We start from the raw sequence: 12,558 nt of genomic DNA, 5'->3' as shown, positions 1-12,558 counted from the left end.
TTAATGAATATCTTATTTAAGGTCAAAATTGCCAACTTTCCCAACTCCTCGATAAAAAAAATTTATAATCCTTCAATGGCAGGATGATAAAAGAAAGCAAGAGAAACCACCGCATAGGTAGCCAAAAGTAAAGCCCCTTCTAACCAATTAGAATTACCATCAGAGCTAATAGAATTAGCAATTAATACTGATACCATAACCGCAACTAATTCAAAGGGATTAAAATTCAAATCCATAGGTTGCCCCATAAACCATCCAGCAATGACCAATACAGGAGCAACAAATAAAGCAATCTGTAAACTAGAACCGAGGGCAACGGATACAGATAAATCCATTTTATCCTTCATGGCAACCGTTACTGCCGTGGCGTGTTCTGCTGCATTACCAATAATAGGCAAAAAGATCACCCCTGTAAACAGAGTGGGCAATCCTAAATCTGCCGTAGCAACTTCCAAAGATTCTACCAACAACTCTGACTCGATCGCCACGCCCACTGTTACAATTAATAAAACTCCTATCCATAACCATAGATTAGGTTGATAAGCTTCTTCTCCTTCCTCCTCATTTTCAGCTATGCCCACATCATAAAGATAGGAATGGGTTTTCATAGAAAAAAGTAATGTAAGCAAATAAACGAGAATTAATACTATTGCCACTGCTACCGATAATTTTTGTAGGGTAATCGATTCTATACCCGTCGATGTATATTGCACCGCTGTAGGTAGTAAAATCGCAATGACAGCTAAATTCATCACAGAAGCATTTAAACGAGCAGTGGTGGGTTGAAAATTTTGTTCCTTGAAGCGTAGTCCGCCCAACAGCATAGAAAAACCCATTACCAATAGTAAGTTGCCAATAATAGAACCTGTTAGGGTTGCTTTTACCACGGCCACTAAACCACTTTTGAGGGCAATAAAAGCCAAAATTAATTCCGTCGCATTACCAAAGGTGGCATTTAGTAATCCCCCCAAATTAGGGCCTACAACTACCGCAATTTCTTCGGTGGCTTCCCCCATAAAAGCCGCTAAAGGAATAATAGCTAAGGCTGCGGTGATAAAAATGAAGGTTTCTCCCCAATGGAGGAAATGACCAGCAATGGACATGGGTATAAAAATTAAAAGAGTACCGAATATCAGATTTTTTTTATTCATGGCTTTATTCAATTTACGTCCATGAAATGATAGTTTGTTTTTAGGAGAAAAGATCAAAAAGTTATTGTTCCCTTCATGTTTCCGTGATCCATGGCGAATGTACGGTAAGATATACGTTTGATAGATTAAAAGTGACCATTTTAAAAAGCTATATTAATTATTAATGCCAACTTTAACCACTAAAGATATAAATTTTCCTTTAACGGCAGTTATCGGACAACAAGCCATCAAAACGGCTTTGCTCTTGGCCGCCGTTGATCCTGGTTTGGGGGGAGTGGCGATCGCAGGTAAGCGAGGTACAGCCAAATCAGTTGTGGCAAGAAAGGGCAATTAAACTTAACGTAAACCATGAACAAACTTTAGCTAAACTAAAAATAAAGTGTAATTGCAACAGTCAGATTAAACGAGATGAATCCTATTTTAGAGAAGATGTTATGGGGAATAGTGGGGCAAAAAATAGGCTCTTATCGTCTCGATAAATTTATTGGTGTCGGTGGCTTTGGGGGAGTTTTTCAAGCTAGTGAAATGGTGCGCAATACCCCCGTTAAAGAAGTTGCTATCAAAATTATTCCCGAAAGTAGTGATGAGCAATTACAAGAATTATTAACCGCCAGAGCATTAGAACATCCCTACTTAATTCGTTCTTATGGTGTCGGTGAATGTGAATTTTTTAATACCGAAATGCTGTATTTAGCTATGGAATTGGCGAATGGTAGTTTAGATGAAAAAATTACCATAGGCAAATTAACAACAGATACCGTCAAAGACATTACGATACAAGTAGCCAGAGGTTTAACATTTCTCCATGAAAATAGTCGAGTGCATCGTGACTTAAAACCTGCCAATATTCTCTCTGTAAATCAACAATGGAAATTATCGGATTTTGGGCTAATTCGTCAGTTAAATAATAACAGTTATACTCAAACTATCAACACCGCAGGTACTATCGTTTATATGCCTCCTGAAGCCTTCGATGGTGAAATTTCTTCTGCTTGGGATATGTGGTCATTGGGTATTATGTTAGTGGAAATGCTCACCGATGAATTACCCTATAATTTTGAGAATAACAATCATAAGTTGATGGGGCAGGTGATGAAAGGAAACATAAAAATTCCTCCTTTACCCAGTGAATTTAAGCCCATTGTCGAGGGTTGTTTACAGAAGGAAAGAAGGCAAAGATGGACAGCATCACAAGTTTTAAACGCTTTATCTGGTAATCAATCCCCTGCAATCTCTGTCAATGAAGGCAAAGATTTTGTGGAAAACTTGGGTAATGGAGTTAACTTAGAAATGGTTTATATCCCTGCTGGTACTTTTTTGATGGGAGCTAATACTGAGGAGAAGGGTGCTTATGAGTCTGAGTATCCTCAGCATCGAGTAAATTTAGAAGCCTTTTATATGGCAAAATATCCCATTACTCAAGCTCAATATCAAGCCATTATGGGAGGAGAAAATCCTTCTTGGTTTAAAGGGCATCATAATAACCCTGTGGACTCTGTTTCTTGGATTATGGCAAACTTATTTTGTCAGCAACTATCAAAAAAAATGGGAAAACAATACCAATTACCTAGCGAAGCACAATGGGAATATGCTTGTCGTGCAGGTACAACGACACCCTTTTATTTTGGAGAAACCCTTAGTGATGATTTAGCCAATTATGATGCTACTTATGCCTATGGTAACGGGAAAAAAGACCAATACCGTAAACAAACAACTCCTGTGGGAAGTTTTCCGCCTAATGGCTTTGGTTTATACGATATGCACGGTAACATCTGGGAATGGTGCGCTGATACTTGGCATGATAACTATAGAAATGCTCCTACTGATGGTAGTGTTTGGCTTCATAAATCGTCTTGGCTTCATAAATCGTCTTGGCTTCATAAATCGGCTCCGCTTCATAAAATAATGCGTGGTGGCTCGTGGTATAGCCGATCCAAGCAATGCAGATCCTCTGCACGTCGTAAATCTTATTATGTGCATATGGTGATTAGCAATATAATCGGTTTTCGTATTATTTTTCAGGGGTAGCCATTAATTGTTGATTCTTTTCCCTCTCAATAACGTAGGGCAATGCACTGCCCACTAATTTCCATTCATTAAACATAATAATTATTCTATAAAATCATTACTAATATAGCTAAAATACGGATAACTAGATAGTAATTTAATTAACTTACAATTCAAAAAGGTAACAGAAAAATGGCTACTCAAGAAAAGATACTCAATCAACTTCAAATCCTAACTAATATCTCTCAAGAAGGTTCCTATAGTGATACCTTTATTTCTGCACTGAGAAACATTTTTTTGACAGAAATTGACAATATTGAGCAACAAATTAAAGATATAAAGATTGATTTAAAAGCATTTGAACAACAATATAAAATGTCATCGGAGCAATTTTATGAACAGTTTGAAAAAGGAATTTTAGGTGATGATATAGATTTTGTCGAATGGAAAGCATACTATCAAATGTGGCATTCATTGCACGAGAGATTAAATCTACTTCAATCTCAGTTATAAAAATGATTAGTCAAAATTATATTAATAAAATCAAGGAAATATTAAATACAAGTAAAATAATTGAGACAGTAGAAATAGTTAAAGAAAAAGCTATCCAAGATCAAGGTTATTTTAGAGCTAAGATTACACTGAAGAACGGAGATTTTCTGGAAGTCGCAGAGTTTTTTAAAATAGAGAATAAACAGTGTATATCAGCAGATTATCGCTATCAGTGGATGAATGTGAATAAAGAAAAGCTGATAAAAAGATGGGACAATGTTAAACATTTTCCTGATTTAGCTAATTTCCCTCATCATGTTCATATTAGTGATGAGTCTATAGTCAAACCAAGTAAATTGAGAAGTACCATAGAAATTATTAGCTTAATTGAACAAAAAATTTTAAAAAAGAATAATTAACTGCAATTATTTGGAGAAGCAAAGTAAAGCCTAAAAAATGTTATTAAATTGATTTTACTTGAGAATAAAAAGTTAACTTCATTCTTTCTGAATTAACCCACAAAATTAGAGTAGTAGAATATATACTTGGTCATTCTTCAGCTAATGAATTTTGGCAAAAAAATCCTTGAAAATTTTGGATACTCAATCAGCAACAAAGCAAGTCAATCACCAATGTACGGTAAAATATAGGTTTGAGTAACATTGCAATTATAGTTATTACTTATATTAATGCCAACATTAACTACTAAAGATATAAATTTTCCTTTAACGGCAGTTATCGGACAACAAGCTATTAAAACCGCCCTACTTTTGGCGGCGGTTGACCCTGCTTTGGGGGGAATTGCGATCGCCGGTAAACGAGGTACAGCCAAATCGGTCATGGCAAGAGGTGTTCACTCCCTTTTACCCCCCATCGAAGTTATCAAAGGCAGTCGCTTTAACTGTAATCCCGATAACCGAGATGAATGGGATAACGAAACCCTTGAAAAATATGGTGATACCCCTAGGGAAGAAATTCCCACAGAAGTTATCGCTGCACCTTTCGTGCAAATTCCCCTCAATGCCACGGAAGATAGGCTTTTGGGTTCGGTGGATGTGGAAGAATCAGTTAAACAGGGTGAACCAATATTCCAACCGGGGTTGTTAGCCAAAGCCCATCGAGGGGTTTTATATATCGATGAATTGAACCTCCTTGATGAACAAATTGCTAACCAACTTTTGACGGTATTAACCGATGGTAGAAATCAGATTGAAAGGGAGGGGATTAGTTTTTCTCACCCTTGTCGCCCCCTCTTGATTGCTACCTACAACCCCGAAGAAGGAGCATTACGGGAACATTTACTAGACCGCATTGCGATCGCCCTTAGTGCCGATGGAGTATTGGCATTGGATGAAAGAGTCCAAGCAGTAGATCAAGTTATCGACTATGCTTCTTCCCCTATTAAATTCCTGCAACAGTATGACGAAGATATGGACGCTCTACGCACGGAAATTATCCTAGCAAGGGAATGGATTAAAGAAGTAAGCATCAGCACCGAACAAGTTCAATACCTCGTCCAAGAAGCCGTCAGAGGTGTTGTAGAAGGACATAGAGCCGAAATTTTTGCCGTGAGGGTAGCCATGGCGGCGGCCGCCCTTGAGGGGAGGAATAATGTCAGTGCTGATGATCTGCGTAAAGCTGTAGAGTTGGTCATCGTACCCCGCTCTACCATGATACAACAGCAACCCCCCGAAGATCAGATGCAACCCCCCCCACCACCACCACCGCCCCAATCTCAAGATCAAGGGGATGAAGGAGAGGAAGAACAAGATAATCAGGATGAGCAAGAGGAAGATAAACAAAATGAGGATAATCAGGACGAACAGGAAGCACCCCAAATTCCAGAAGAATTTGTCTTTGATGTAGAAGGGGTAATCTTAGATCCCAGTGTGCTTTATTTTGCCCAACAGATGCAACGACAAGGAAAATCGGGCGCTCGTAATATGATCTTTTCCGACGATAGGGGGCGCTATATCAAACCCATGTTACCCAAGGGTAAAGTTACCCGCATTGCCGTAGATGCCACCCTCAGAGCCTCTGCACCCTACCAAAAAAGTCGCCGAGAACGCTATCCAGATCGCCGTGTCATCGTGGAACGGAGTGATTTGAGGTCAAAACGTCTCGTACGCAAAGCAGGGGCTTTAATCGTCTTTGTGGTGGATGCGTCAGGTTCTATGGCTCTCAATCGAATGCAGTCGGCAAAGGGTGCTGTAATGCGTCTTCTTACCGAAGCCTACGAAAATCGAGATCAGGTGGCTCTGATTCCCTTCCGAGGAGAACAGGCGGATGTATTGTTACCCCCCACCCGTTCTATTACCCTCGCTCGTTTACGCCTAGAAACCCTCCCCTGTGGCGGTGGTTCGCCCCTATCCCATGCCCTTACCCAAGCGGTTCATGTGGGGATGAATGCCCAAATGTCTGGGGATATTGGACAGGTGGTAATTGTGGCTATTACCGATGGACGGGGGAATATTCCCCTCGCTCGTTCTTTGGGGGATGAAATCCCTGAAGGGGAAAAGCCTGATATTAAGGCGGAGTTACTGGAAATTGCTGCCAAAATTCGAGGTGTGGGCATGAAGTTGTTGGTAATCGACACGGAGAAGAAGTTTGTCTCCACTGGTTTTGGTAAGGAGTTGGCAAAAACCGCAGGGGGTACTTATTATCAGCTACCTAAAGCAACGGATCAGGCGATCGCCAATATGGCTAAAGGTGCTATTTCTGATATGAAGTAGTTTATTTATGCGGTGGATAATATTCGTGTTATCCACCACAAAAAGCGAACAGTAAATTAGATGAAATGACGGATATAATTGACCAGAAAGCTATTATATCCCTTTTTTGTCACTTTCCGAAAAGAGGAATAAAAATGTAGAATAATAATAAAAATTAAAGGTACTCACAGCAATGGATGTAGCTCAGCAAATTAGAAAACATTTACCTAGAAATCCCATGGACACGGTGCCGGTCATTGATGATTATTGTTCTGCCTACTCTACCTTGTTTTTTGATGTGCGTAACTACGAATATTTTAAATATTTACCTAAGTACAGGACAAAAAATTTAAACATCTTATAAATTCATTCTGTTTTAGATCGATGTCAAGAAAGATCATTCTTAGATGGTCGAGTCCATAACGAAAAATACTTTTTACTCGCCGACCATGTTTTTTGATTTTTAATGGTATCTGTTCATGTAACCATTCTCCTATTAAAATTGCCCAACACAGAGCTAAACTCATTAATGCGAACAATTTACTTAGTCTTTCTGGCTGATTAAAATGAGTAGATTCTAAATGAAATCCTCTGGTTTTAAACATCCCGAATAGTGTTTCAATGCTCCATCGATGAGCGTAATCAGCAATTGCACTCTTCCCAGAGTCATTGCTAATTACAATTAGTAACTCCCCATCTTCTAAACGTAAAGCAGACACATAAACTTGTCTTCCCCAAACCCAACGTTTACCTGAAAGAGTTTGAGATTCCCCCATTCGAAGATGAGCAAAAAGAATTGATGAGGCCAGACTTTTTTGCCCATCACCAATCTTATGATCTGCTTTAATCCTCAAACGAAAAGGAATTTGAGGTTCAATCATTAGATAAGTCAACCATTCCTTACCGATAAACTCTCTATCACCACAAATATAGGATACTTGAGCTGTGGGAAAAATCTCCCAGAATTGATCCAATAAATCCATTCTTTCACAACTGTTAGAATTACCTTTCTTTTCTAACATTGTCCAAGTGATGGGAAAAGCAACACCCTTATGAACAATACCCAAAACAAAAATATTAAAACAAGTAGAGCCAAAACACCATTGTGTTCGGTCAATACTTAAAACCCATGGTTGAGGTATATTCATCAAGGAAACTATGGTTTTAGCAATTAGACTCAAATCAAGGTTAAAATTAGCAAAAAATCGTTGAAGTCTCTTATAGCTCGATTCTGGTTTAGCACAGGTACGAAAAGCTAAGGAAAGACTTGTTAAATCAACGGTTCGCACACGAATCAATGCCATCAAAAATAATGCTAGAAAATTTAGTCTTGCACCGTGCCATGGTAAATGTTTTTTCAAACTATCACGAAGTAAGTTAACCTGATTCATAGGAGGATTTGTTTGATTTTTTGTTAATTTCTATCAAACCTCCTACCTTCTAATATTGCAACCCCTCTTTTTATTTTTTTGTTCTGTACTGAGATTTAATTGTGAAAACCAATATTATCCTAATAATTGATATTACAGAGATTTTAACCTAACACTTAATACCTCTTATCCATGGGAACTTACTTTTTCAAACCCTCTTACGGCGTAATGTTGTTCAGGAATCGGATAACCAGCCTCTCCAAAGGTTTCTCGGATTAGTTTGTTCGTGTCAAAATAGACTTGCCAATAATGGTCATTATTACAATAAGGACGTACAGCTAAAACAGGGCCAGCTAAATTAAATTCCAAAATCTCCACCGTGGGTGCGGGTGCATCAATTACATTGGCAATGGTGGGAAGTTTTTGTTTTAACAAAGCAATGGCTTCTTGATGATCGGCATTATGATTTAATTGGGCAACTAAATCCACACGACGATAAGGGTTAGCCGAATAATTTTGAATGTTATCAGAAAAGATGCTGTTATTACCCACAATGGTTTTAACATTATCAGGGGTGTTAATGGTGGTGACAAATAAACCAATCTCGTCCACTGTACCAGTTACCCCCGCCGCTGAGATAAAATCACCTACCGCAAAAGGAGTAAATAGAATTAAAAAGACTCCCGCTGCAAAGTTGGCTAAAAGCCCTCCCCAAGCGGCACCAATGGCGATACCAGCGGCGGCGAGTAGGGCCGCAAAAGAGGTGGTTTCGATGCCAAAATAGCCTAAAATCGCCACAATGAGGATGATTTTTAGGGCAACGATGATAAAGTTACTTAAATAGGCGATTAAGGTTATATCAATATTCTGTCTTTTTAACAGGCGAGATAATAATTTAACTCCTTTATTAATTAACCATTGACCGACAATCCAGAGCAAAATTGCTCCTACTAATTTAATACCAAAATTGGCAAGTTGTTCTTTAATGGTTTGTAAAAAAACGTTGACTCTTTCTACTTGAATTTCGTCAACGGGTAACTGCAACAACCAAAATTTTGTTAACATTTTTGATAGCTGATTATTTCTTTAAGTGATCATCTATTTATATCACGGCAAAATCAAAAAGATACTTAAATTTTTATTACAATTTTATCCCCAATACTTGAGTATAAGCCCCCCTGGCTTGAGTTACGCCTATGGTGCGCTCGGAGGCTTCAATCATGGGGCGACGTAAACTCACCACAATAAATTGAGCTAATTTTGCTTGTTGTTGAATCATTTTTGAGAGTTTTTCTACGTTTGCCCCATCCAAAAACATATCTACTTCATCGAAGGCATAAAAGGGAGAAGGGCGGTATCTTTGCAAAGCGAAAATAAAACTTAGGGCGGTCAAAGATTTTTCTCCCCCAGACATGGAACTTAAGCGGGTGACGGGTTTTCCCTTGGGGTGAGCAACGAGGGTTAAGCCACCATTAAAAGGATTATTTTCATCTTCTAATTTTAAGTAACCATCCCCTTCCGAAAGGGTGGCAAAAATAGTTTTAAAGTTTTCATTTACAGCAGTAAAGGCTTCTTTAAATGCTCTTAATCTGAGGGTAGTAAAATTTTCTACTCGTAATAATAATTCAGTTCTTTCTCCTTCTAAAGTTGCCAGTTTATCGGATAATTCTTTGAGTCTTTCTTGGTTTTTTTCATACTCTTCTAGGGCTAACATATTCACAGGTTCGAGGGCTTCTAGTCTTTTTTGTCCGTTACGAATTTCTTTATTAATTTGCTCTAGTTGTTCTTGTAAGTTATCAAAAACAATTTTACTGTCTTCTCCTTCTTTATTAATCAAGTAGGGAATATCAGGTAAAGGATTAGGTAAATCTGGGGTAATTTCTTCTAATTGAGTTTTTAATTCTGTTAATTTAGTTTGGCTTTCTTGATGTTGTAATAATAATTTTTCTAAATTCCAGCTAAGTTGTTGTTGCTGATTTTCTAACTTTTTCAGTTCTTTTTCTTGGGTATCCCTAGCTTTTTTTATCGTTGCTAATTTTTGAGCTAGTTCTTGGAATTGAGTTTCATAATTTTTAATTTCTTGCTCTAACTGGTTTAACTTTTGTTGATTATCTTTAGTTTCAGTGGCTGTTTGTTCTTGAGCTTCAATAAGACTAGCTAATTTTTCTTGATTCTGAGTGTGTTTTAACTCTATATCTATACATTGATTGATTAAAGATTGTAATGTTTTTTGAGCTTTATTAATTAGGTTTTGTTGTTCCTCTAATTGTAATTCTTGATTTTGAATTTGTACTTGTAACTTTTGCCATTCTTGATTGTCATAACTAGACTCTAATTCTTTTAATTGAGCTTGTTTTTCGGTCAATTTATTTTGCAATAAAGGAATATTTTGCTCTAGGTTTGTTAACTCTTGTTTTCCGTCAACTAACTGTTGATAATTTTGAGCATTGTTAGTGATTATTTTTTCTTTTTCTGTTTCTAAACGATTATTTTCTTTTTGCCATTGTTCAAAATCCAGTTGTTTTTTCTGCTTATTTTGTCTTCCTTGATTTAGCTCTTCGGTGAAGTCCTTGATTTTTTGCCTTTTTTCAGTTATTTTAAGGTTAAGCTGGATAATTATGTCTTCAATTTCCTGAATACGTTTGTACAACATATCTACTTCAGCAGAATCAGTATTGATGGCAGTGCCGAAATGAAGTGAGTTGCGCTTGTTAATACTACCCCCAGTCATCGCCCCAGTGGCTTCTAATAACTCCCCATCGAGGGTAACGATTCTTTGTTGACCAATAAAGCTACGGGCGGATTCTAGGTCGGAAAATACCATGGTATTACCGAAAACATAGGCGAAAATAGGGTAATGTTTATCCTCGCAAGTGATGAGGTTAACGGCTAAGTCGATGTACCCTTGGGCATATTGGATGCCACCTATTTGATGGATTCGAGGGGCTTTAATTTTGTTGAGGGGAAGGAAGGTTGCTCTTCCTGCTTTTTTTTCTTTGAGAAGTTTTATTCCTGCTGCGGCGATGGAGTCATCTTCGACTACGATAAAGCCTAGTCTTCCCCCTGCACAAATTTCGAGGGCGAGTTGATAGACGGTTTCCACTTGTCCTAGTTGGGCTACTAAGCCGCATACCCCTGGTAAGTCGGAGTTGAGAATTATTTTACTGGCATAGGTGCCTTGGGCTTCTTGTTGGGCTTGTTTGGTGGCTTCTAGTTTGTCTAGTTGTCTTTGTTTTTCTCGTTGTTCGATTAACAAACGGTTGACGGTTTCTTGGTTGAGGGTGATTTCTTGTTCAAAGTTGGTTAGTTTTTGGGTAAGGTTTTCGATGGTAAGGGCGATCGCCTTTATGTCTTGTTCAAAGTCGGTTTGTGAGTGAAATTGATGATTAATTTGGGCTTCTAAATAGGCTAATTGTTCGTTATCATTTTTGATGGTAGTTTGTAGTTGTTGACAACGTTCTTCTAATAATGCTTTTTGGGTTAATTGGGGATTTAATTGGTTTTGAATGTGATTAATTTCTTGGTTTAAGGCTGTTTGCTTTTCTACCCATGCTTGAGATTGGGAAGCTATTTGTTGGGCAGATTGTTTTAATGTTTCAAGGGTTTGTTTTAAGTTATTTTTATCATTTTCTAGCTTCGGAATTTGATTGTTTTCTAGTTCTTCTTTTTGTTGATTAAGGGTAACTAATTGTTGTTGATATTCCTGTTGACTAGCTTTACTTTTTTTTTGATTAACTATAGTTTCTTGAGAGATTTTATGTAATTCTTCTTGTCTTTGATGTAGCTGTTGTCGTTTGGCTTTTTGGGTAGCAAGTTTAGAAGCGATAGAAATTTGTTCCTCTTCTCCTAATGCTTTTACTTCCTGATTTAGTTCCTCTAAACGGTTAAGGGCGATCGCACTTTTTTCCGTAATTAAAATTAATTCCTGTTGTTTATTTTCTTGCTCATTTTCTAACCTAATTATCTCCTGATTAAGCTGATTTTCTTTCTCTTGAAGATAACGCCAATTAATAACAATAGCCCATTGTTGCTTCTCTTGAATTTTCGCTTTTAATTTCTGATATTTAGCCGCCTTTTGCGAATCTTCTTGTAACTTTTCCCCATAAGCCGATAACTCTTGGGTAATAATATGACACTTTTCTTCCCTCTGCTTTACCGCATCCAAAGTGGACTTAGTTTGATTAATTTTACGATCAAATTCTGCCACCCCTGCCAACTCGTCAATTATCTCCCTTCTCTCCTTCACATTCATGGTGATAATGCGAGTCACATCCCCCTGCAATACCACGTTATAACCTTCAGGATAAATCCGTAAACGGTTTAATTGAGTTTGTAATTCTGTAGCCGTACAAGGTTGATCATTTACATAAAAAGTAGAAGCATAACTCCCTTTTTTTGTAACCCTTAAACGACGGGTAATTTTTAATTCTGTTAAAGATTTTAAATCAATATTACTCTCTTTCTCTTCCTCATTATTTTGTGCTTCAAAACTATCTAAATCATCAAAATCAGACACATCAAAAGTTACAGAAACGATAGTTTCTAAAGTCTTATTATTACTTTTTTGACTATTGTTAATTAAATCAGGTAACCTGTCGGCGCGCATTCCCTTGGAACTTGCCAAACCAAGACAAAATAAAAGAGCATCTAATATGTTAGACTTTCCAGAGCCATTGGGTCCAGAAATGACGGTAAAACCAGGTAAAAAAGGAACGGCGTTACTACCGCCAAATGATTTAAACTTAGATAATTCTACTCGTTTAACATATACCATTGCTCAGGATTTAGTGAATTTACTATATTTATAACAGATTTAATTAGGCTTTA

The 12,558-nt window shown here is 37.6% G+C and carries 9 protein-coding genes; 5 read left to right on the top strand and 4 right to left on the bottom strand.

Going from position 1 to position 12,558, the window contains the following annotated elements:
* Positions 1 to 62 precede the first annotated feature (62 nt).
* The gene (gene cax, locus AA637_RS12360; protein ID WP_446683012.1) at positions 63 to 1,151 is read right to left on the bottom strand and encodes a calcium/proton exchanger; all 1,089 of its coding nucleotides are present in this window, start codon (positions 1,149 to 1,151) and stop codon (positions 63 to 65) included.
* A gap of 163 nt (positions 1,152 to 1,314) precedes the next feature.
* Here cax and AA637_RS12355 point away from each other — a divergent pair, with 163 nt between their 5' ends.
* The 5 genes from AA637_RS12355 (at position 1,315) to bchD (ending at position 6,382) form a co-directional block, all read left to right on the top strand.
* Complete coding sequence (locus AA637_RS12355) at positions 1,315 to 1,485, top strand: hypothetical protein (protein WP_446684619.1); 171 nt, start codon at positions 1,315 to 1,317, stop codon at positions 1,483 to 1,485.
* A 74-nt stretch (positions 1,486 to 1,559) separates the two neighbouring features.
* Entirely contained in the window at positions 1,560 to 3,179 is a 1,620-nt protein-coding gene (locus tag AA637_RS12350; protein ID WP_446683011.1) for a bifunctional serine/threonine-protein kinase/formylglycine-generating enzyme family protein, read from the top strand.
* Positions 3,180 to 3,350: 171 nt separating this feature from the next.
* Positions 3,351 to 3,671 (top strand): hypothetical protein, encoded by a 321-nt coding sequence (locus tag AA637_RS12345; RefSeq protein WP_446683010.1) that lies wholly within the window; start codon positions 3,351 to 3,353, stop codon positions 3,669 to 3,671.
* 2 nt (positions 3,672 to 3,673) lie between these two features.
* Entirely contained in the window at positions 3,674 to 4,069 is a 396-nt protein-coding gene (locus tag AA637_RS12340; protein WP_446683009.1) for a toxin-antitoxin system TumE family protein, read from the top strand.
* A 270-nt stretch (positions 4,070 to 4,339) separates the two neighbouring features.
* Positions 4,340 to 6,382, top strand: a complete 2,043-nt coding sequence (gene bchD, locus AA637_RS12335; protein ID WP_446683008.1) for a magnesium chelatase ATPase subunit D — start codon at positions 4,340 to 4,342, stop codon at positions 6,380 to 6,382.
* Between the two features lie 308 nt (positions 6,383 to 6,690).
* Here the strand turns inward: bchD and AA637_RS12330 are convergent, their stop codons facing one another.
* From AA637_RS12330 to smc, 3 genes are all read right to left on the bottom strand, one after another.
* Positions 6,691 to 7,752: an IS4 family transposase gene (locus tag AA637_RS12330; protein WP_446683007.1), complete on the bottom strand. Its 1,062-nt coding sequence runs from the start codon at positions 7,750 to 7,752 to the stop codon at positions 6,691 to 6,693.
* Positions 7,753 to 7,917: 165 nt separating this feature from the next.
* The gene (locus AA637_RS12325) at positions 7,918 to 8,796 is read right to left on the bottom strand and encodes a mechanosensitive ion channel family protein (protein ID WP_446683006.1); all 879 of its coding nucleotides are present in this window, start codon (positions 8,794 to 8,796) and stop codon (positions 7,918 to 7,920) included.
* 76 nt (positions 8,797 to 8,872) lie between these two features.
* Entirely contained in the window at positions 8,873 to 12,505 is a 3,633-nt protein-coding gene (gene smc / locus AA637_RS12320) for a chromosome segregation protein SMC (protein ID WP_446683005.1), read from the bottom strand.
* Positions 12,506 to 12,558 lie beyond the last annotated feature (53 nt).

It is taken from the genome of Cyanobacterium sp. HL-69 (genome assembly GCA_002813895.1).
Lineage (GTDB): Bacteria > Cyanobacteriota > Cyanobacteriia > Cyanobacteriales > Cyanobacteriaceae > Cyanobacterium.
This window is presented reverse-complemented; position numbering and strand designations above follow the sequence as displayed.

What these genes read in the sequence shown, in the direction of transcription:
- cax (WP_446683012.1), bottom strand. Translation starts at nt 1,151, where the DNA reads ATGAATAAAAAAAATCTGATATTCGGTACTCTTTTAATTTTTATACCC.
- AA637_RS12355 (WP_446684619.1), top strand. Translation starts at nt 1,315, where the DNA reads ATGCCAACTTTAACCACTAAAGATATAAATTTTCCTTTAACGGCAGTT.
- AA637_RS12350 (WP_446683011.1), top strand. Translation starts at nt 1,560, where the DNA reads ATGAATCCTATTTTAGAGAAGATGTTATGGGGAATAGTGGGGCAAAAA.
- AA637_RS12345 (WP_446683010.1), top strand. Translation starts at nt 3,351, where the DNA reads ATGGCTACTCAAGAAAAGATACTCAATCAACTTCAAATCCTAACTAAT.
- AA637_RS12340 (WP_446683009.1), top strand. Translation starts at nt 3,674, where the DNA reads ATGATTAGTCAAAATTATATTAATAAAATCAAGGAAATATTAAATACA.
- bchD (WP_446683008.1), top strand. Translation starts at nt 4,340, where the DNA reads ATGCCAACATTAACTACTAAAGATATAAATTTTCCTTTAACGGCAGTT.
- AA637_RS12330 (WP_446683007.1), bottom strand. Translation starts at nt 7,752, where the DNA reads ATGAATCAGGTTAACTTACTTCGTGATAGTTTGAAAAAACATTTACCA.
- AA637_RS12325 (WP_446683006.1), bottom strand. Translation starts at nt 8,796, where the DNA reads ATGTTAACAAAATTTTGGTTGTTGCAGTTACCCGTTGACGAAATTCAA.
- smc (WP_446683005.1), bottom strand. Translation starts at nt 12,505, where the DNA reads ATGGTATATGTTAAACGAGTAGAATTATCTAAGTTTAAATCATTTGGC.